Source organism: Kitasatospora sp. NPDC059408, assembly GCF_042751525.1.
Classification (GTDB): Bacteria; Actinomycetota; Actinomycetes; order Streptomycetales; family Streptomycetaceae; genus Kitasatospora.
On record NZ_JBHYWI010000025.1, the window covers coordinates 1 to 20,465 of the forward strand.

20 protein-coding genes and 1 pseudogene are annotated in these 20,465 nt (G+C 74.3%); 16 read left to right on the forward strand and 5 right to left on the reverse strand.

Annotated features, from left to right (window positions below):
* A pseudogene (locus ACFXDE_RS18360) lies at nt 1-472 on the reverse strand (alpha-L-glutamate ligase); the annotation flags it as partial.
* Nucleotides 473-712: 240 nt separating this feature from the next.
* Between ACFXDE_RS18360 and ACFXDE_RS18365 the strand changes: the two are divergent.
* Nucleotides 713-2,314: an ABC-F family ATP-binding cassette domain-containing protein gene (locus ACFXDE_RS18365; protein ID WP_380445771.1), complete on the forward strand. Its 1,602-nt coding sequence runs from the start codon at nt 713-715 to the stop codon at nt 2,312-2,314.
* A 125-nt stretch (nt 2,315-2,439) separates the two neighbouring features.
* On the opposite strand, the gene ACFXDE_RS18370 is transcribed toward ACFXDE_RS18365, so the two are convergent.
* A complete protein-coding gene (locus ACFXDE_RS18370; RefSeq protein WP_380495448.1) occupies nt 2,440-3,192 on the reverse strand; it encodes a class I SAM-dependent methyltransferase in 753 nt (250 codons plus the stop codon).
* Between the two features lie 48 nt (nt 3,193-3,240).
* A complete protein-coding gene (locus tag ACFXDE_RS18375; RefSeq protein WP_380495451.1) occupies nt 3,241-3,600 on the reverse strand; it encodes a hypothetical protein in 360 nt (119 codons plus the stop codon).
* A gap of 41 nt (nt 3,601-3,641) precedes the next feature.
* On the opposite strand from ACFXDE_RS18375, the gene ACFXDE_RS18380 reads away from it, so the two are divergent.
* On the forward strand, nt 3,642-4,190 hold the full coding sequence (locus ACFXDE_RS18380; protein ID WP_380495453.1) for a hypothetical protein: 549 nt from the start codon (nt 3,642-3,644) through the stop codon (nt 4,188-4,190).
* A complete protein-coding gene (locus tag ACFXDE_RS18385) occupies nt 4,187-4,960 on the forward strand; it encodes a class I SAM-dependent methyltransferase (protein ID WP_380495632.1) in 774 nt (257 codons plus the stop codon). The genes ACFXDE_RS18380 and ACFXDE_RS18385 overlap by 4 nt, the downstream gene beginning before the upstream one ends.
* Before the next feature lie 318 nt (nt 4,961-5,278).
* Here the strand turns inward: ACFXDE_RS18385 and ACFXDE_RS18390 are convergent, their stop codons facing one another.
* Nucleotides 5,279-6,367 carry a DUF6745 domain-containing protein gene (locus ACFXDE_RS18390; RefSeq protein ID WP_380495455.1) on the reverse strand — a complete coding sequence of 363 codons (1,089 nt, stop codon included), beginning with the start codon at nt 6,365-6,367 and terminating at the stop codon, nt 5,279-5,281.
* Nucleotides 6,368-6,451: 84 nt separating this feature from the next.
* Nucleotides 6,452-6,778, reverse strand: coding sequence for a hypothetical protein (locus ACFXDE_RS18395; RefSeq protein ID WP_380447466.1), 327 nt, complete (start codon nt 6,776-6,778; stop codon nt 6,452-6,454).
* A 382-nt stretch (nt 6,779-7,160) separates the two neighbouring features.
* Here ACFXDE_RS18395 and ACFXDE_RS18400 point away from each other — a divergent pair, with 382 nt between their 5' ends.
* From ACFXDE_RS18400 to ACFXDE_RS18460, 13 genes are all read left to right on the forward strand, one after another.
* Nucleotides 7,161-8,108, forward strand: coding sequence for an STM4015 family protein (locus tag ACFXDE_RS18400; protein ID WP_380495457.1), 948 nt, complete (start codon nt 7,161-7,163; stop codon nt 8,106-8,108).
* 58 nt (nt 8,109-8,166) lie between these two features.
* Nucleotides 8,167-9,096 (forward strand): STM4015 family protein, encoded by a 930-nt coding sequence (locus ACFXDE_RS18405; protein ID WP_380495459.1) that lies wholly within the window; start codon nt 8,167-8,169, stop codon nt 9,094-9,096.
* Nucleotides 9,097-9,114: 18 nt separating this feature from the next.
* On the forward strand, nt 9,115-10,224 hold the full coding sequence (locus ACFXDE_RS18410; RefSeq protein ID WP_380495461.1) for an STM4014 family protein: 1,110 nt from the start codon (nt 9,115-9,117) through the stop codon (nt 10,222-10,224).
* A gap of 41 nt (nt 10,225-10,265) precedes the next feature.
* The gene (locus ACFXDE_RS18415; RefSeq protein ID WP_380495635.1) at nt 10,266-11,150 is read left to right on the forward strand and encodes an STM4013/SEN3800 family hydrolase; all 885 of its coding nucleotides are present in this window, start codon (nt 10,266-10,268) and stop codon (nt 11,148-11,150) included.
* Nucleotides 11,147-12,478 carry an STM4012 family radical SAM protein gene (locus tag ACFXDE_RS18420; RefSeq protein WP_380495463.1) on the forward strand — a complete coding sequence of 444 codons (1,332 nt, stop codon included), beginning with the start codon at nt 11,147-11,149 and terminating at the stop codon, nt 12,476-12,478. Before ACFXDE_RS18415 ends, ACFXDE_RS18420 begins: the two co-directional genes overlap by 4 nt.
* An 11-nt stretch (nt 12,479-12,489) precedes the next feature.
* Nucleotides 12,490-13,434, forward strand: coding sequence for an STM4011 family radical SAM protein (locus ACFXDE_RS18425; RefSeq protein ID WP_380495465.1), 945 nt, complete (start codon nt 12,490-12,492; stop codon nt 13,432-13,434).
* A 174-nt stretch (nt 13,435-13,608) separates the two neighbouring features.
* Nucleotides 13,609-13,989, forward strand: a complete 381-nt coding sequence (locus tag ACFXDE_RS18430) for a VOC family protein (protein WP_380495467.1) — start codon at nt 13,609-13,611, stop codon at nt 13,987-13,989.
* Nucleotides 13,990-14,128: 139 nt separating this feature from the next.
* Nucleotides 14,129-14,704, forward strand: coding sequence for a YbaK/EbsC family protein (locus ACFXDE_RS18435; protein ID WP_380495469.1), 576 nt, complete (start codon nt 14,129-14,131; stop codon nt 14,702-14,704).
* A 116-nt stretch (nt 14,705-14,820) separates the two neighbouring features.
* Entirely contained in the window at nt 14,821-15,483 is a 663-nt protein-coding gene (locus ACFXDE_RS18440) for a rhomboid-like protein (protein ID WP_380495471.1), read from the forward strand.
* 117 nt (nt 15,484-15,600) lie between these two features.
* On the forward strand, nt 15,601-16,407 hold the full coding sequence (locus ACFXDE_RS18445; protein ID WP_380495473.1) for an SAM-dependent methyltransferase: 807 nt from the start codon (nt 15,601-15,603) through the stop codon (nt 16,405-16,407).
* Nucleotides 16,408-16,627: 220 nt separating this feature from the next.
* Nucleotides 16,628-18,052, forward strand: a complete 1,425-nt coding sequence (argG, locus tag ACFXDE_RS18450; protein ID WP_380447485.1) for an argininosuccinate synthase — start codon at nt 16,628-16,630, stop codon at nt 18,050-18,052.
* Between the two features lie 194 nt (nt 18,053-18,246).
* The gene (locus ACFXDE_RS18455; RefSeq protein ID WP_380495475.1) at nt 18,247-18,924 is read left to right on the forward strand and encodes a GAP family protein; all 678 of its coding nucleotides are present in this window, start codon (nt 18,247-18,249) and stop codon (nt 18,922-18,924) included.
* A 227-nt stretch (nt 18,925-19,151) separates the two neighbouring features.
* Nucleotides 19,152-20,408: a hypothetical protein gene (locus ACFXDE_RS18460; RefSeq protein WP_380495477.1), complete on the forward strand. Its 1,257-nt coding sequence runs from the start codon at nt 19,152-19,154 to the stop codon at nt 20,406-20,408.
* Nucleotides 20,409-20,465 lie beyond the last annotated feature (57 nt).

The following is a 20,465-nucleotide window of genomic DNA, read 5'->3' on the forward strand; positions in this document are numbered from 1 at the left end:
AGTCCGCCCCGAGGGCCGCGTAGTGCCGTGCGGCGACGTCTGGGCCAGGCCGGGACAGCGCGATCGTCGGCATGTGCGGCACGCCGTCGCGGGCGAAGCAGGCCACCGTGACGTCCTTCTCGGTGGCCGCGCGCCAGGCCGCTGCGTCGGTGCCGAGCGAACGGACGCCGTGGACGCGCAGCAGCCGCTGGCAGTGCGCGAACGCGGGGCGCCGGTGCGGCGGGATCTCGTAGACGACCACCGTGTCCGTGATCACGGCGCGCCCGTCCGCCTCCAGCCGTACGAGGCCGTTGCCGCCGGCCTCGATGCGGCCGGTGCCGCCGAGCCCGTCGGCGTCGTCCGTCATGAAGTGCCGCGCGTCCACCAGGACGGGTTCCCGGCCGGTCAGCCTCCGGACGGCGGTGGCCATCGCGTCCCGGGTGCCCTCGGTCGAGCCGTGGTCGGTCAGAAGAACGAATTCTCGTCGGCTCATGCCGTCATGGAAGCGATGCGGGCGCGCACGGGACAAGGAGGCCTTGTGCGCCATTCACGCGTCGCGGTGGCCGAAATCGCATCCGCCGTGAGCCCGATCCGGCCCGCCGCCGTTAATCCGGATGCGGGCCCCCGCCCGCCCGGGTACCCTCGGCCCCATGTCCACGCCCCGAATTTCCTAGCTGACGGACCCGCCTCCACGCCACCCGTGTGTCCGTTCGCTGTTTCGGAGCGTTATCCCATGATCACCACCCGTGGTGTCGACGTGCGCGTCGGCGCCCGTCTCCTCCTGTCCGACGTCAGCCTGCACATCGCCCCCGGCGACCGGATCGGCCTGGTCGGCCGCAACGGCGCCGGCAAGACGACCCTGCTCGCCACGCTCGCCGGCGAGCTGGCCCCCGCCGCCGGCACCGTCACCCGCACCGGTGCGGTCGGCTACCTCCCGCAGGACTCCCGCGCCGCCGACCCCGCCGTCACCGTCACCGACCGCATCCTGTCCGCCCGCGGCCTCGACGCCGCCGTCCGCGCCCTGCGCACCGCCGAGGAGGCGATGACGCTGGCCGAAGGACCGGCCGCCGAGCGGCGGGCGATGGACGCCTACGTGCGGGCCGAGGCCGCGTTCCAGTCGCGCGGCGGCTACGCGGCCGAGGCCGAGGCCGCCCGGGTCGCGGCCGGGCTCGGGCTGCCCACCCGCGTCATGTCCGGCCCGGTCGGCGCGCTGTCCGGCGGCCAGCGGCGCCGGGTCGAACTGGCCCGGATCCTGTTCGCCGACCACGGCACCCTGCTGCTCGACGAGCCCACCAACCACCTGGACGCCGACTCCGTCACCTGGCTGCGCGGCTTCCTGGCCGGCCACCCCGGCGGACTCGTGCTGATCAGCCACGACATCGGCCTGGTCGCCGACACCGTCAACCGGGTCTTCCACGTCGACCCGCAGCGCGCCACCATCGACGTCCACAACACCGGCTGGCGGGCCTACCTCACCCAGCGCGAGGCCGACGAGCGCCGGCGCGCCCGCGAGCGGGCCAACGCCGAGCGCAAGGCCGCCTCGCTCAACGCCCAGGCCGACAAGATGCGGGCCAACGTCGCCACCGCGACCGCCGCCCGCAACATGGCCCGCCGCGCCGACCGGATGCTCGCCGACCTGGAGCCCGTCCGCCAGGCCGAGCGCGTCGCCCGGATCCGGCTGCCCGAGCCCGAACCGTGCGGCCGCATGCCGCTCGGCGCGGTCAGCCTCGCCAAGGCCTACGGCGGCCGGCCCGTCCTCGGCGGACTGGACCTCGCCGTCGACCGCGGCTCCCGGCTGGTCATCCTCGGCCTCAACGGCGCCGGCAAGACGACCCTGCTGCGGATCCTGGCCGGCCACGTGACCCCGGACTCGGGCCGCGTCGTGCCCGGCCCCGGCCTGCGGCTCGGCTACTTCGCCCAGGAACACGACACCCTCGACCCGGCGCTCACCGTCCGGGACAACCTCGCCCTGGCCGCCCCCGCCCTCACCGACGGCGAACTGCGGCGCGTGCTCGGCGCGTTCCTGTTCAGCGGTGACGACGCCGACAAGCCCGCCGGCGTCCTGTCCGGCGGCGAGAAGACCCGGCTCGCGCTGGCCGGACTCGTCCACTCCGGCGCCAACGTGCTCCTCCTCGACGAGCCCACCAACAACCTCGACCCGGCCTCGCGGGCCGAGGTCCTGGGCGCCGTCGGCACGTACCCGGGCGCGATCGTGATGGTCACCCACGACCCGGGCGCCATCGAGGCCCTCCGCCCGGACCGCGTCCTCCTCCTCCCGGACGGCGACGAGGACCTGTGGAGCGACTCGTACCTGGATCTCGTCGGCCTCTCGTGACGCCGGCGCCCGGCGGCCCCGGTCCCGCGACGGACCGGGGGCGCCGGGCTCGGGGTCACTCGGGCTCGGGCCTTGCGGGCTCGGGCCTTCCGGGCTCAGGCCCTGCGGGTTCGGGCCTTGCGGGCTCAGGCCTTCCGGGCCTCGATGAGGAAGCGGGCCGAGTGCGCGACGAACGGTCCGTCCGTGCGGATCAGCGCGTCCAGTTCGCGCAGGCGCTCGTGGTACGCCTCGACGGTGAAGCCCGGGACCATCCAGATCACCTTGCGAAGGAAATACACCACCGCGCCGACGTCGAAGAACTCCATCCGCAGCCGCTCCGAGCGCAGGTCCACGACCTCCAGCCCGGCGGCCCGCGCGGCGGCGCTCTCGTCCTCGGGGCGGCGGCTCCTGCGCGCCTCGGGCTGCGGGCCTATGAAGTACTCGACCAGCTCGAAGCCGGAGGCCGGCCCGACGTGCTGCGCGAGGTAGGTGCCGCCGGGCCGCAGCACCCGGGCGATCTCCGCCCAGTGCACCCTCACCGGGTGCCGGCTGCTGACCAGGTCGAACGCCCCGTCCGCGAACGGCAGCGGCGGCTCGTCCGGGTCGGACACGACGACAGCGCCGAGCGGGTGCAGCAGCTTCGTCGCCCGCGCCACGTTCGGCGGCCACGACTCGGTGGCCACCATCACCGCCGGGAAGTTCCCCGCCCCGGCCAGCACCTCACCGCCGCCCGTCTGGACGTCGAGCGCTGCGTCGACCCGCGCCAGCCGCTCGCCCAGCAAGCGCTGGTAACCCCAGGACGGCCGCTCCTCGGTGGCCCGCCCGTCGAGCCAGGAGAAGTCCCAGCCGTCCACGGACACCGCTGCGGCCTCAGCGATCAGATCCTCGAAGGTGCGCATGCCCGTATCCTCGCCCGCACGCCGCCGCCCGGCCAGCCGGTCGTGCCGTCAGGCCCCCGCCGCCGCGCTGATCCTGCTCACGAACCCCGGCACGATCCGCAACCCGCCCGCCGCGATCAGCCCGGACACGTCCTGCGCCCCGCCGGCGTCCGCCTCGAACGCGACCACGACCGCCGGCACCTCACCGCAGCTCCGCTCGACCAGCCGCAGTTCCTCCGGCGTCGGTGCGCGGAACACCGGATCGTGGAAGTCCGCCGGGCACGCGACGTAGAGGGGATCGTCGAACACCAGCTCCAGCCCGTGGTGGTAGCCCAGGTCGTACCCGGCCGCCAGCCGCAACTGCCCAGGCCGCCAGGAGAACACGTCCCAGTCCCACCAGGACCCCTCCGGCAACTCGATCGTGTCCAAAACCGCTGTCCTCCGCCCCTCGACCGGGAGAGGATGATCCCATGTCGAACCAGCAGCCCGAAGAACCTCCGTACGGCCACTGCGTGGTGGCCAACGTGGCCGGGCAAACCACCCACGGCAGGGGCGGGCTGGACCTCCAGCGCGGCCTGAAGCACTTCGCGCCCGGTGCCAAGCTGTGGATCGCCCCGCCGCGCTGGGACCTCGGCGGCGGCCAGGTCGTGGTCGCCGGGCGGCACCGGGCCAACAGCCGGCGGTACGTCACGCTCGTCACCGACATGCGCCACCTGGAGAACTTCCGGTCCCAGGAGGTCTTCAGCCCCGCCCTGCTGCGCGCGCTGACCCGACAGGGCCCCGGCGAGCCCCGTGGCCTGTGGACCGCCGAGCGGGCCGAGGAGTTCGCGACCCACCACAACGTCCCGCGCCTGGAGGTCCGACTCGACGGCCACTACACGGCAGCGTTGGCCACCGTCCCGGAACCGCCGCCGATGGAGCTGGAGCACGACGGCAGGACGTACTACCTCGCCCACCTCAACGCCAACAGCGCCCGGTACTCGAGCCTGCCTCCGCCCGAGGAGCCCGCATGTCGATGAGCCGATCCCCCACCGGCCGGTTCTACGACGAGTTCGCGGCGGGCTACCACCTCCTCTACCCGGACTGGGAGGCCTCCGTCGCCCGGCAGGGCGCCGCCCTGGACGGCCTCGTCCGCGACCGGCTCGGCGACCGCCCGGCCACCGTGCTCGACTGTGCCTGCGGCATCGGGACCCAGGCGATCGGGCTCGCCGCCCTCGGCCATCACGTCACCGGGACCGACCTCAGCCCGGCCGCCGCCGCACGCGCCACCCGTGAGGCCGCCGGCCGCGGTCTCCGGCTGCCCGCCGCCGCTGCCGACATGCGCCGGCTCCCGTTCCCCGACGCCACGTTCGACGTCGTCGTGTGCGCCGACAACGCGCTCCCGCACCTCCTCACCGCCGACGACGTCCGCGCCGCCCTCACCGACATGCGCCGCACCCTCCGCAGCGGCGGCCTGCTCCTCCTCACCACCCGTCCCTACGACGACCTGCGCCGCGGGCGCCCGACCTCCACCCCGCCCCAGACCACCGAACGCGACGGCCACCGGTCCGTCATCTTCCAGCTCTGGCACTGGCACGAGGACGGCGAGCGCTACGACCTCGAACTCTTCCGGATGGCCCCGGACGCCACCGGCGAGTGGCGCACCGAAGTACACCGCTCCACCTACTGGGCGCTCACCCAGTCCCAGTTGACCGCCTTCGCCGCCGAGGCGGGCTTCATCGACCCGACCTGGGCCCCGCCGGAGGAGACCGGCTTCTTCCAGCCGGTGCTCATCGCCCGCGTGCCCTGACCTGAGCCGGCAGCCCGGCGGCTGCCCCCCGCCCCCCGGTTTGCCGGATCGCCGGATCGCTCCGCGCCTCTGCTCATCGCCTCCCGTCCACGAGGGCCGCCACCGCCTCGGCCACGCGGGCCGCGCCCTGCTCGCCCGCCATGCGCCGGGCCGCCGCCTCCGCACGCGTGCGGTGTGTCCGGTCGTCGACGGCCAGGCGAACGGCCGCCGCCAGGCGCTCCGCCGTCAGGTCGGCGTACGGGACCGGTCGCGGGGCCGCGCCGGCGGCGGCCAGACGAGCGGCCCAGAAGGGCTGGTCCGGCGGGGTGGCGGGGCGGCTCAGGTCTCGCGCTGCGGGTGGTACTCGGACTCGGGTATGCCGAACGTCCACGCGACCCCGGCCCGGGCGGTGCGGGTACTGGGCGGCACCCGCAGCCAGTAGGTGCGGAAGGTGCCGTCCGGCTCGGCCGTGGAGTTGACGACCTCGACCATGACGACGGGCTCGTCGCCGGGCATGACGATCCGCCACAGGACGCCGGTCTCGTCGCGGTGGAGCGGCTCGGCGCCGGCGTCGGCGAGGTAGCGGTCGTAGCCGTAGTGCTCCAGCAGGACCCGGCGCAGTTCGGCGTTCTCCTCGGTGCGGATCCGCTCGACGGTGATGTCGGCGAGGCCGGCCAGGAACTCGGCGGGGACGGGCATGCCGCGCCAGGCGTACAGGGCGAAGCCGTCGGGGTGGGCGAGGGCCGGGCCGTCGGCGCGGTCGAGGCGGCCGGCCTCGTCGCGGTGGAGCTCGACGGGCCGCTCGCTGATCAGCACGACGTCCCCGTAGGGCCACCACCAGCCGGCCGTGCGGGCGGCCTCGGCCAGCGGGGCGACGGCGCCGTCGAGCGCCCCGGCGGCCTCGAAGGCGGCGAACCAGGGCGCGTCGTGCGGTCCGCGGACGGCGTCGAGCAGCGCGAGGCGGACGGTGGTGCGCCGGGCACGGGCCGTCCGTTCGTCGTCGGACGGCGCGCCGGGATCGGTCTCGGGGGCGAGCCGGTCGAGGACGGCGTTGCGCACGCGGTCGGCGAGCGGGGTGGTGACCGGGCCGAGTTCGCCGCCGGTGAGCGCCCAGTGCGCCGCCCAGCCGGCCGCACCGACCCGCTCGACAGCACGCCTCCGGGCCTCCTCCCAGGCCCGGGTGCGGACGGCCTCGCGGACGCTCACCGCGCCGGCCTCCCGCAGCTCCAGCGCCGCCTCGGCGGCGGCGAGCGGCGAACCGTACCAGCGGACGCCGGCGGGCTCTGGCAGCCCGGCCGCGCGGTAGGCGGCGCGGACGGCGCGCTCGGCCGCCGCGCGGTCGTCCGGGCCGGTGGCGGCCGCCGCCGCGCGCCAACGGGCCGTCGCCTCGGCGGGCCCGACAACCAGGTGGGTCGCGCTGTTCTCCATCACGTGCTCCGATCCCGGCCGGGCTCCCCGCCCGGCCGTCTGCGTCCGTACCGTCCTTCCGTCCACCGGCCGACCGCCGTGCGGTCAGTCGGCGACCACCCGCACCGCGCCCGGCGCGTACTCGCGCTGGCGCACCACCCGGTACCAGCCCTTGGGCAGCGGGATCGCCGCGTGCTCCTCGTGCACGACCCGCCCGCCCTCGGGCAGGTGCAGCCAGCCGGCACCGAACGGCCCGGCCTCGCGGCGCAGCGCCCCCGGCCCGACGACGGCGTGCGCGTGGCCGGTGACCTCGCCGAGGGCGAGCACCATCCGGCCGCGGGCGTCCCGCGGCTGCACGGCCAGCCCGGCCACCCGCGCCGGCACGGCGGCCTCCCCGACCGGCACGATCAGCACGTCACCCTGGCGGTACATCGGCTCTCCTCCCCCACTGCACGACGGACACCGGCGAACGCCGGAATCCGAGGCTCCACCGTCACTCTCCGGAGCCACAACCGGAACATAGGGCAAGGGTCTGACATCGACGCGGAATCTGCGGTGCTGGATGCGCATCGGAACCTCACGGGAGAATTCGGACGGAACTCGTCGAAACGTGAAATCGCCCACGCGAGAGGCCATTTCCGGCGCAGCGGAACCGGTGCTTCGCCCCCCGACGAACAGCGATCGCGGCATCCTGACCGGACGGTTCCGGCCCCCGGCGGCCGGGGCCCGCGCGCTCACGGGTGCCCCCGCTGCGGCGGATTGTCGGACCCGACTGGTAGACACGTGTTCGGCCCGACACCCGAGGAGCAGCGCCATGACCGTCAACGACCACATCGAGGAGTTCCACGGCCTCCCCGTCTTCGACTTCGCCGAGGCGGTCGAGCGGGAGGAGGCGGCCGCCGGAACGCTGCCGCAGGCCACCGCGGTGGCGTGGAAGGTCGGTCTGGACTACGACTCCGAGGGCACCTTCGGCGAGCGGTGGCAGCGGTTCCTCGACACCGTCGACACCGCCCGGGTCACGGCCGTCGTGATCGGCCAGTGGTTCACCGAAGGCCCCGAGCCGTTCAGCGACGACGCGCTGGCCGCGATCACCGGCTCGGCCCACCGGCTGCCCGCCCTGCGCGCGCTGTTCGTCGGGGACATCACCTACGAGGAGAGCGAGATCTCCTGGCTGGAGATGTGCGACGTCACCCCGCTGCTGACGGCCTTCCCCCGGCTCACCGAGCTGGTGGTGCGCGGCGGCACGGACCTCGAACTGGAGCCGGTGCGCCACGAGGCGCTCACGGCGCTGCGCTTCGAGGCGGGCGGCCTGCCCGTCGAGGTCGTCCGCGCCGTCGCCGCCTGCGAACTGCCCGCGCTGGAGCGGCTGGAGCTGTGGCTCGGCGTCGAGAACTACGGCGGCGACGCCACACTCGACGACCTCGCTCCCTTCCTCGACGGCTCGCGCTTCCCCGCGCTGCGCCACCTCGGCCTGCAGAACAGCGAGTTCCAGGACGACATCGCCGCCGCCGTGGCCCACGCGCCGGTCGTGGCCCGGCTCGCATCGCTCAACCTGTCGATGGGCGGCCTCTCCGACCAGGGCGCGGGCGCGCTGCTGGAGGGCCAGCCGCTCACCCACCTCCGCGTCCTCGACCTGCACCACCACTACCTCACCGACGAGATGCAGCAGCGCCTGCGCCAGGCCCTCCCCGACGTCGAGATCGACCTGTCCGGCGGCGGCGACCCGGGCGGCCGCCGGCGCTACGTCGCCGTGGCCGAATAGCCCCGGCCGAGCAGCCGTCACCACCACCCTCCACCACCCGACCCCGCCAGGAGCGGACATGACCGTCGACCACCACCCCGGGCGCTTCCACGAGCTGCCGATCCACGACTTCGAGCCCGGCGCCGCGAAGCGGCCCGCCGCCGGCGCCGTCGCGTGGCGGCTCTCCCTGGAGTACGACGCCCCGCACGACTTCGCCGCCCTCTGGGAGACGTTCCTCGACACCGTCGACCCGGCGGCCGTCCGGGCACTGGTGATCGGTTCCTGGTGGCAGCGGGACTACGAACCCGTCAAGGAGGCCGTCGGCCTCCTCGCCGACGCCGCCGAACGCCTGCCCGCCCTGGAGGCGCTCTTCCTCGGCGACGTCACGTTCGACGAGTGCGAGATCTCCTGGCTGGAGATGTGCGACGTCACCCCGCTGCTGACGGCGTTCCCCGCCCTCGGCGAGTTCACCGTGCGCGGCGGCACCGGCCTGGCGTTCAAGCCGGTGCGCCACGACCGGCTCCGGTCCCTGCGCTTCGAGGCCGGCGGCCTGCCCGCCGAGGTCGTCCGCGCCGTGGCCGCCTGCGAACTGCCCGCGCTGGAGCGCCTGGTGCTCTGGCTCGGCGTGGACGAGTACGGCGGCGACGCGACCCTCGACGACCTCGCGCCCTTCCTCGACGGCACGCGGCTGCCGGCGCTGCGCCACCTCGGCCTGGCCAACAGCGAGTTCCAGGACGAGATCGCCGCGGCCGTCGCGCACGCACCCGTCGTGGCCCGGCTCGAATCGCTCGACCTGTCGATGGGCGTGCTCACCGACGAGGGCGCCGCGGCCCTGCTGGAGGGCCAGCCGCTCACCCACCTGCGCGCCCTCGACCTGCACCACCACTACCTCACCGACGAGATGCAGCAGCGCCTGCGCCAGGCCCTCCCCAGCGTCGAGATCGACCTCGGCGATGCCGAGGACGCCGACGAGGACCCCGACGAGCGCTACGTCGCGGTGGCCGAGTAGCGGGCGGGTGACGGCACGATGACGACGCGGCTGACCGTCCTCGGCAATCCGGGCCACCGGCGGGTAACACTGTTCGCCGCCGCGGCCCGGGCCGCCGGCCTGCCCGAGCCCGCCGTCCTGCCCTGGCTGGACGTGCTGCGCGGCGGGTACCGGCTGCCCGAGGGCGCTCTGCTGCGGATCGAATCGCCCGGCGAGGAGCCGGCGGTGGACGAACTGCTGCGCGGCCCGGCACTCGGCCCGTCCTACGCGCCCACCCGCGTGGAGGGCACGGCCGCCTGGTACGCGGGCGTGATGTCCGCGCTGCGCGCCCTGGCGGCCCGACCCGGCGTGCGGCTGCTCGGCGATCCCGAGGAGATCGCCGTCATGTTCGACAAACGCCGGGCGCACGCGGCGCTGGCCACCGCCGGGGTGCCGGTGCCCCGCGCGCTCGACACCACCGGCCTGACGGGCTGGGGCGAGCTGCGCGAGCGCGTGCGCGGGGCCGGCCTGCACCGGGTCTTCGTCAAGCCCGCGCACGGCTCCTCCGCCTCGGGGGTGGTGGCGCTGGAGTTCGGTCCGCGCGGCCAGGTGCAGGCCACCACGTCCGTCGAGCCGGCCGGCGGCGAGCTGCACAACTCGCTGCGGGTGCGGCGCTACCGCGGCGAGGCCGAGGTGGCCGCGATCGTCGACCGGCTCGCACCGGACGGGCTGCACGTCGAACAGTGGGTCCCGAAGGCGGCGCAGTCCGGCCGCTCGGCGGACCTGCGGGTCGTCGTGGTCGCCGGCCGGGCCACCCACGCCGTGGTGCGCACCAGCGCCCAGCCGATGACCAACCTGCACCTCGGCGGCGCCCGGGGCAGCCTCGACCTCGCCCGCGAGGCCGCCGGGCCCGCCTGGCCGGCCCTCCTGGAGACGGCCGAGCGCGCCGCCGCCTGCTTCCCCCGCTCGCCGATGGTCGGCGTCGACGTCCTGCCCGTCACGGGCTGGCGACGCGCCGTGGTCGGCGAGGTCAACGCCTTCGGCGACCTCCTGCCGAACCTCACCGGCCTGCCCGGCGGCCCCGCCGAGGGCCTCGACACCTACGGCGCCCAACTGGCCGCCCTGACCGCCACCCCGACCGCCGCCCACCCCGGAACGACAGAACGATGAATCACCAGACGCCCGGCACGCACGCACACCCGGACCCCGACATGAACGCCGTCGTGGGCACCCACGACCTCCTGCTCGTCACGCTCGACACCCTCCGCTTCGACGTCGCCGAGGAGCTCGCCGCCGCCGGCCGCATCCCGCACCTCGCCGCGCACCTGCCCGGCGGCCGCTGGGAGCGCCGCCACGCGCCCGGCAGCTTCACGTACGCCTCCCACCAGGCGATCCTGGCCGGCTTCCTGCCCACCCCGGCCGCGCCCGGCGGCCCGCACCCGCGCCTGTTCGCGGCCCGCTTCGCCGGCTCGGAGAGCACCGCCCCGCGCACCTGGGTCTTCGACGCCCCCGACCTGCCGACCGCGCTCGGCGCGGCCGGCTACCGGACGGTGTGCATCGGCGGTGTCGGCTTCTTCAACAAGCAGGGCCCGCTCGGCTCGGTGCTCCCCGGCCTGTTCCAGGAGAGTCACTGGACTCCGGAGATGGGCGTGCCCTCGCCGACGTCGTTCGAGGCGCAGGTCGCCCGGGCCGAGCAGGTCGTCGCCGAACAGCCCGCCGGACAGCCGCTGTTCCTGTTCCTGAACGTCTCCGCGCTGCACCAGCCGAACTGGTTCCACCTGCCCGGCGCCACCCGCGAGCACGGCGACTCGCGCGCCAGCCACGCCGCCGCGCTGGAGTACGTGGACGCCCACATCGGCCGCCTGCTCGCGGCGATGAGCGCCCGCCGCCCGTGCTTCGCGATCGTCTGCTCCGACCACGGCACCGCGTACGGCGAGGACGGCTACACCGGCCACCGGATCGGCCACGAGGTGGTCTGGACGGTCCCGTACGCCCACTTCACGATCCCGCGCCGCTCCGCGGTCCCCCGCGACTCCACGATCCCCCACCACACCGCGGTCCCCCGCACGAGCACCACCGAGGAGCCCGCGGCATGACGACGGCACCCCCACGCACCGAATCGCCCTACCAGTCGTACGTCTACGCCTACCCGCACAAGACGGCGTACCGTCCGCTGCCCGAGCGCCCGGCGCTGGCCGAGCTGTGGGCGGGCGAGGCGCAGCACGCGCTCTCGCTCTACCTGCACATCCCGTTCTGCGAGGTGCGCTGCGGCTTCTGCAACCTGTTCACCCGGATCGGCAGCCCGGAGGGCCTGACCACCGCGTACCTGGACGCGCTGGAGCGCCAGGCCGACGCCGTCCGCGGGGCACTGGACGCCGACGCCCGGTTCGCGGTGGCCGCGTTCGGCGGCGGCACGCCCACGTACCTGACGGCGGGCGAGCTGGAGCGGCTGTGCGACATCGCCGAGCGGCACATGGGCGCCGACCTGCGGGCGATACCCCTGTCCGTGGAGGCCTCCCCCGCCACCGCGACGGCCGACCGGCTGGAGGTCCTGGCCGCCCGGGGCACCACCCGGCTGAGCCTGGGCGTGCAGTCCTTCGTCGACGCCGAGGCCCGCTCGGCGGTCCGCCCGCAGAAGCGCGCCGAGGTCGAGGCGGCCCTCGGCCGGATCCGCGCGGCCGGTTTCCCGGTGCTCAACATCGACCTCATCTACGGCATCGACGGCCAGACCGAGGCCAGTTGGCTGCACTCGCTGGACGCCGCGCTCGCCTGGCAGCCCGAGGAGCTGTACCTCTACCCGCTGTACGTCCGCCCGCTCACCGGACTGGCCCGGCGCGGCGAGCAGGAGAGCCTCTCCTCCTGGGACGCCCGCCGGCTCGCGCTCTACCGCACCGGTCGGGACCACCTCCTCGCGCACGGCTACGAGCAGGTGTCGATGCGGATGTTCCGCCGCGCCGCGTCCCCGCAGGCGGGCGTGAGCGAGTACGCGTGCCAGACGGACGGCATGGTCGGCCTGGGCTGCGGGGCGCGCTCGTACACGTCGCGGCTGCACTACTCCTTCGACTACGCGGTCAACGCGACCGAGGTGCGCGGCATCATCGACGACTACGTCGCCACGGCGGACTTCCACCGGGCCGAGGTCGGACACGCCATGACCGGCGACGAGCCACGCCGCCGCCACCTCGTCCAGTCGCTGCTCCAGGCTCAGGGCATGCCGCTGGCCGACTACCGGGCCCGGTTCGGCGGCACGCCCGCCGAGGACTTCCCCGCCGAGCTGGCCGAGTTCGCCGAGCGCGGCTGGCTGGCCGGGGACGATGCGCGCCTGGTGCTCACGCCGGAGGGGCTGGCGCACTCGGACGCCGCCGGGCCGATGCTGTTCTCGCCCGGGGTCCGGGCGCTGATGGCGGGCTACGAGGCGAAATGACGTTCCTCGGCATGCCGTCCCCGCCTGCCACCGAACCTCCCGCCGACGACTCTGCGGGCGACTCGGCGAACGCCGCCACCACCGGCGCCCCGCGGGACCTCACCCTCCTCTACCGCGGCCCGCTCGCCTCCTGCGACTACGACTGCCCGTACTGCCCGTTCGCCAAGCGGCGCGACACGCCCGAGCAGCTGCGCGCCGACCGCGCCGCGCTGGAGCGCTTCACCGCCTGGGCCGCCGGGCGGGCGGGCACCGGCGACACGCTGTCGCTGCTGTTCACCCCGTGGGGCGAGGGCCTCGTGCGGTCGTGGTACCGCCGCGCGCTGGCCGAGCTGAGCCGGCTCCCGCACGTCCGCCGCGTCGCGATCCAGACCAACCTCAGCTGCCGCACCGACTGGCTCGCCGAGGCCGACCTCGACAGCCTCGCCCTGTGGGTCACCTACCACCCCGGCCAGGTCACCCACGACCGCTTCCTCGCCAAGTGCCGCGAGCTGGACGCACTGGGCGCGCGCTACAGCGTCGGCGTGGTCGGCCAACCCGAGCACCTCGCCGAGGCGCAGCGCCTGCGCGCCGCGCTCGCCCCGCACGTCTACCTCTGGATCAACGCCGCCGAGGGCCGCACGTACACCGACGCCGAGGCCGCGCAATGGGCCGCCCTCGACCCGCACTTCGGCTACAGCCGGCACGCGCACCCGAGCGCCGGGCTCCCCTGCCGCACGGGCGAGTCCGTGCTCTCGGTGGACGGCGACGGCACGGTACGCCGATGCCATTTCGTCCGGGACGTCCTCGGGAACCTCTATGACGGCAGCTACCGCGCCCGACTCCGCTCCCGCACCTGCCCGTTGCCGGTCTGTGACTGCCACATCGGCTACGTCCACCTGGAGACGCTGCCGCTGTACGAGGTCTTCGGCGCGGGTGTCCTGGAACGGGTGCCGGCGAAGTGGCCACCGGCAGCGTGAAGCGTCGCCGGAGCGCGTGCGCGCCCACGCTGCGCGACGTCCCGGCGACACCCCGCGCACACCTCACGCACACCCCACGCACACCCCGCAGCGGCGCTCCGCAGCAGCGTTCCGCCCGCCGCGCGGCCACGCCCGCACCTCCCTAGCCTGGTAATCAGGAGGAGGCGAACCACCATGCTTGGAGACGGACCGCTGCAGGCAGTCATCCCCGCCAGCGACCTCGGCCGCGCCAAGGCCTTCTACACGGACGTGCTCGGCCTCAAGCTCACCAGGGAGGACGAGGAGCAACTCACGTGCGATTGTGGCGGCACCGAGTTCACGATCTACCACACCCCCAGCGGCGGCCAGTCCGCCCACACGCTCGCCAGCTTCAAGGTCGGCGACCTCGACGGCGAGATGGCCGCTCTGCGCGAGCGCGGCATCACGTTCGAGGAGTACGACTTCCCCGGCCTGAAGACCGTCGACGGCGTCGCCGAGCGCGACGACATGCGCGCCGCCTGGTTCAAGGACAGCGAGGGCAACATCCTCTGCGTCGCCCAGCGCACCGACACCTGATCACCACCGCGCGATTCACCCCCGCGAATCACCCCTGCGAATCACCCCTGCGAACCCCTGGAACTGGCACGACCTGCCGGACTGCCGTCCCCGGAAGCCGATCGCGCTCCCGCGGACGGCGGTTCGGTAGGGTCGGGCCATGAGCGAGCAGATCGTCCCGCCCTTCGGCAGGTTCCCCGTCGTCCGCGCCGCGCTGGACGTCCACGACGAACTCGCCGCGCCTGTCGCGGACTCGCTGAAGAACTGGGACGCCCACGAAGACGGCCAGGAGGCGGCGCGCTCGGTGCTGTACGTGGACACCGACCCCGACAAGGCGGACACCGCCGTCTTCTGCGAGACCTACGGGACACCGCTCGAATACTCGGCGAACTGCGTGGTGGTCGCCGCCAAGCGCGGCGGTGAGGTCACGCTGGCCGCCGCCGTCGTCCTCGCGACCACCCGGCTCGACGTCAACCAGGTGGTGCGGAGGCACTTGGGGGCGCGCAAGGCGTCGTTCGCGCCGATGGACACCGCCGTCGCCGAGACGGGCATGGAGTACGGCGGCATCACCCCCGTCGGACTGCCCGCCCACTGGCCCCTGCTGATCGACGCGGCCGTGGCCAAGGCCCCGCACGTGCTCATCGGCAGCGGCCGACGCCGGGGCAAGCTGATCCTGCCGGGCCCCGTCCTGGCCCGCCTCCCGCACGCCGAGGTGCTCCCCGGCCTCGCGACCTGAGCCCGCCCGCACGGGACGGAGCACCCTCCGCACGCCGATAGGCTGCCAACGTACTGCCGGACACCGGCAGGGGCCCGACACGGGGCTTCGGTCGGACGACGAAGGCGGAAGGCACGATGGAAGACCTCGGCGACAAGGTGCTGCGCGTGCTGGCGCGGCTGCGCCTGACCACCGTCTACGTCCTGCTGCTGACCGCGACCGCCGCCTGGCTCGCGAGCCAGAGCCATGCCGGCCGGGCCCGCTTCGTCCGGCACAACAGCAGCAACGTCCACCACATGGAAGTCGGCAAGTGGTGGACCCTCTTCACCAGCGGCCTCGTGGTCGACGGCGTCCCCGCCTGGGCCGGGATCGCCGCCGTCGCCGCCGTGCTCGGACTCGCCGAGTGGCGGTGGGGCGCGCTCCGGGCGGGCGCGGTCTTCGCCTTCGGGCACCTCGGCGCCACGCTGCTCACCGAGGGCGCGATGTGGGTCATGATCACCACCGGCATCCCGGGCGCGCTCTCCCGCGCCCGTGACGTCGGGATCAGCTACGGCCTCGTCGCCACCGGCTCCTGTCTGCTCGCCCTCGGCCCCAAACCCCTGCGCCGGTACGGCCTTCCGGCGCTCGCCGTCGCCCTCGCCGCGGCCTGGGCCGTGGACCAGGAACTCGCCGACGCGGGCCACCTCATCGCCCTCGCCCTCGGCGTGCTGGCCTCCCGCCGGCCCTGGCTGCGCAGGCGCGCCGTCCGGGCACCCGCCGGAGCCGCCCCCAGGCGCCTCCACCGCGCGGCCGCCGGGTAGTCGACGGGCACCCGCGGTTCACCTCCCGCCGCAGCTCGGCCGCTATCATGCGCGGACGTTCGATTGGCTGCACCGCCCCGCCGGATGACAGCCGCTCAGCACAGTGGAGGGGACCGGATGTTCAACACCGACGGCACCAGTGGGACGGACGTCCCGACCGATCTCCGGACGGACCGCCCGCACCCGGCGCGGATCTACGACTACTGGCTCGGCGGCAAGGACAACTTCCCCTCGGACCGGGCCGCGGCCGAGCACGCCATCGCCGCCGCGCCCGACATCCCGCAGGCGGCCCGCGAGAACCGCGCCTTCCTGCGCCGCGCCGTGCGGCTCTGCGTCGAGGCCGGCGTCCGGCAGTTCATCGACATCGGCTCCGGCCTGCCCGCCCGCGGCAACGTCCACGAGGTCGCCCAGGAACTCGCCCCGGACGCGCGCGTCGTGTACATCGACAACGACCCCATCGTCCTCGCCCACGGCCGGGCCCTGCTCGCGGACAACCGCAGCACCACCGTCCTGACCGGCGACCTCCGGGACATCGAGGAACTGCTGGACCGCTCCGAACTGCGCTCCCTGATCGACCTGTCGCAGCCCGTCGCCGTGCTCATGCTCGCCGTCCTGCACTTCGTCGACGACGCCCAGGCCGCGTCCGCCGTCCGGGCCGTGCGCGAGAGAGTCGCCCCGGGCAGCTACCTGCTGGTGTCGCACAGCACCGCCGAGGGCAACCCGCAGCGGGCCGAGGAGGTCGGCAAGACCTGGCAGAACGCGACGTCCCGGATCAACGGGCGCGGCCGGGCCGAGGTCGAGGCCTTCTTCGACGGCTGGGAGCTGCTGGAGCCCGGCGTCGACTTCGTCCCGCTCTGGCGCCCGGACGGCTCCACCGCGAACACCACCCGCTGGATGTACGCGGGCGTCGGCCGCAAGTCCTGACCCCGGCGACCACCACCGCGGCCCCGCCCGACGGCACCGACCACCGCCGCGACCCCGCCCGACGGCACCGGTCCGCCGGGCGGACCCGGCCGCCACTTTCGTATTGTCTTGCGCTACTCTGCAAACCTATGCCAGGGTGACGGTGTCGGACACCAGTGCCGAAACGTCCCACACGTCGCTAGTTCGAAGGCCCGCGCGCCGCGGGTCCAGGGGTGCACGCATGTCGAAGGTCTTGAGCAAGCTGCCGGTCGGTGAACGGATCGGCATCGCATTCTCCGGTGGGTTGGACACCTCCGTCGCGGTCGCGTGGATGCGCGAGCACGGCGCCGTCCCCTACGCGTACACGGCGGACATCGGCCAGTACGACGAGCCGAACCTCTCCGACGTGCCCGCGCGCGGCCGCGCCTACGGCGCCGAGCAGGCCCGCCTCGTGGACTGCCGGGCCGCGCTGGTCGAGGAGGGCCTGGCCGCGCTCGCGTGCGGCGCCTTCCACATCCGCTCCGCCGGGCAGACGTACTTCAACACCACCCCGCTCGGCCGCGCCGTGACGGGCACCCTGCTGGTCCGCGCCATGCAGGAGGACGAGGTCTCGATCTGGGGCGACGGCTCCACCTACAAGGGCAACGACATCGAGCGGTTCTACCGCTACGGCCTGCTCGCCAACCCCAGCCTGCGGATCTACAAGCCGTGGCTGGACCAGCGGTTCGTCTCCGAGCTGGGCGGCCGCAAGGAGATGTCCGAGTGGCTCGCCGAGCGCGACCTGCCCTACCGCGACTCCGCCGAGAAGGCCTACTCCACCGACGCCAACATCTGGGGCGCCACCCACGAGGCCAAGCGCCTGGAGTACCTGGACGCCTCGATCGAGATCGTCGCCCCGATCATGGGCGTGCCGTTCTGGGACCAGTCCGTCGACATCCCGGCCGAGGACGTCACCGTCGAGTTCGAGTTCGGCCGCCCGGTGCGGATCAACGGGCGGGTGTTCGCCGACGACGTCGAGCTGGTGCACGAGGCCAACCGCATCGGCGGCCGGCACGGTCTCGGCATGTCCGACCAGATCGAGAACCGCATCATCGAGGCCAAGAGCCGCGGCATCTACGAGGCGCCCGGCATGGCCCTGCTGCACACCGCCTACGAGCGGCTGCTCAACGCCATCCACAACGAGGACACCCTCGCCACCTACCACACCCAGGGCCGCCGCCTCGGCCGGCTGCTGTACGAGGGCCGCTGGTTCGACCCGCAGGCGCTCATGCTGCGCGACAGCCTGCAGAAGTGGGTCGGCCAGGCCGTCACCGGCAGCGTGACCCTGCGCCTGCGCCGCGGCCAGGACTACTCGGTGCTCGACACCCAGGGCCCGAACTTCAGCTACCACCCCGAGAAGCTGTCGATGGAGCGCAGCGTGGACGCCGCGTTCGTCCCGGACGACCGCATCGGCCAGCTGACCATGCGCAACCTCGACATCGCCGACTCGCGCAGCAAGCTGGAGCAGTACGCCACGCACGGTCAGCTCGCCCCCTGGAGCGGCCTGATCGGCGAGCTCGCCCCGGGCGGCGCGGCGCCGATCGCGGCGGCCAGCCAGGACGCCGGGGCGGTCGCGGCCGAGGCCACCGCGCTCGATCAGGCGGCCATCGAGTCCGGCAACGACTGATCCCCGCACTTCCCCGCCCGAGGGCCGTGGCACCGCGTGTGCCACGGCCCTCGGCCGTGTCCGAAGCCGCCCGCGCGTACCCGCGCAAGACGTCGCGCCGGCGTCTCGCCGGCGTCGTGCCGACGTTGTGCCCACGGCGGCCCGGGGCGGACCATGGACGGAGGAGGACCCCGTCGTCCAGAGCGGGAGCGGGGATGGGTGAGGCAGTCGGTGCGATGCTGGCGTCGGCCGCGGGCATCGCGATCGGCCCGCGTCCGCTGATCGCGGCGATCCTCATGCTGGCCGCTCCGCGCGGTCGCGCCAACGCGCTCGCCCTGACGGCGGGCCGGGCGGCCGCCCTGGGCGCGATCGTGGCGGTCGTCGTGGCGGTCGCCGTGACGGCCGGCAGCAGGCCGGCCCCCGGAGGCGAGCCCACCTGGTCGTCCTGGCTCAAGCTCGCGCTGGGCACGCTGCTCGTGCTGCTGGCGCTCGGGCAGTGGCGGGACCGGCCGCGCGAGGGCCACGTCACCGCGCCGCCGGGCTGGATGCGCTCGGTGCGCCGCTTCACCGCGGGTCGATCGGCCCGTCTCGGGGCGGCCCTCGCCGCCGCGAGCCCGAAGGACGTCGTCCTGGCCGTCGGCGGCGCCGCCTCCGTCGCCGCGAGCCCGACGAGCGGCGCGGGCAAGGCGGTGGCCGGCACGTTGTTGGTGCTCATCGCCTCGCTGTGCACGCTGCTGCCGCTCGCGGTACACCTCCTGGGCGGCGACGGCTCCGCGCGCACCCTGGGCGAGTGGAAGGCCTGGATGTCCGCCCACCACACCGCGATCACGACGACGGTCCTGGCCGTGCTCGGCACCACCTACCTCGGCGACGCCCTCACCGGCCTCGCGTGAACCCGCGCGAGCCGGGCAGACCCCGCGCGAGCCCGCAGACCCCGCGCGAGCCGGGCAGACCCGCCGTTCCCGAACGACGCCGCTCCCCCAAGAGCCGCGCGGTGGCCCGTATCCACCACTTCGACCGAATGTGCGCGGGTCTGACGGTTGATGACATACTCCTCTGCGCAATACCCGGCGCTGCCGTTACGACGCCGGGCCGACATCCACGGGGGACACGAACGTCCATGTCATCGATACGTCGTACCCAGCGCACCGCGCGCGCCGCCCTCGCGGCGTCCACGCTGACGCTGACGCTCCTCGCCACCTCCGCCTGCGGGCCGGACAACAGCTCCAGTGACGCGGCGGCCACCACGGCCGCGACCGCGGCCGCCACGAGCGCCGCGGCCACCGCCGCCGCGAGCGGCAAGGCGCCCGGGCTCGGGCTGCCGGCCAACCTCGACGACCTCAAGAAGTGGAAGACCGCCGACTGGGAGAAGTGGGCCAAGGACTACGCGGCCCCGGCCGTCGCCAAGGGCTACTGGACCGTCGAGAAGCTCCTCGCCGCCAAGCCGGTCGACCAGCTGAAGCCGCCGGCGACCACGCCCACCGGCCAGCCCACCCAGGCCCCGCAGCCGACCGCGCAGCCCACCGGCGCGAGCACCCAGCCGCCCGCCGACGGCGGCAACGACGCCCCGCCGCAGAGCGTCGAGGCCCAGGCGGACGCCCACCCGTACGCCAAGAACCTGGCCGTGTTCGGGAAGATCTTCTTCGACAAGCCCGGCGCCGCGACCCTCGACCCGGGCAAGCTCGGCCAGCACTACGTGTGTTCGGGCACCGTGGTCGCCGACCCGGCGCACCCGGGCAAGAGCAACCTGGTGTGGACCGCCGGGCACTGCGCCCACCAGGGCAAGGGCTCGACGTTCAACGAGAACATCGTCTTCATCCCGGACTTCAACGCGGGCGGCGCCGTCAGCGGCGGCAAGCGTCCGACCGACGTCTCGCAGTACGCGCCGTACGGCGAGTGGGGCGCCGTCAACCACGTGACCTCCCCGGTCTGGGAGGCCGAGGGCGGCGAGGTCGGCCCGGCCGCCCAGTACGACTTCGCGATCCTGCGGGTGAAGCCGGAGAACGACACGGGCAAGTCGCTGGAGGAGACGGTCGGCGGCGCGGTGCCGGTCTGGTTCAACGCCCCGCGCGACCAGCTCAACATCACCAACTACGGCTACCCGGCCGCTCCCCCGTTCGACGGGCTGGAGCTGAACCACTGCCCGGGCGGCAAGCCGTCCCGGATGTCCTTCGACCCGTCGCGCCCGCCGATGCTGGCGATCGGCTGCTCGATGACCGGCGGTTCGAGCGGCGGCGGCTGGCTGTCGACCAAGGACGGCAAGCCGGCCCTGGTCAGCAACGTGTCGGTCGGCAACGACGCGCTGAAGTACCAGGCCGGTCCGTACCTGGACGACGTGGCGGCCGGTCTGTTCGACTTCATCTCCAAGAAGGGCTAGCCACCGGCTGCCCACGGCGATCGGCCCCCGCCCCCACGTCACGTGCGGGCGGGGGCC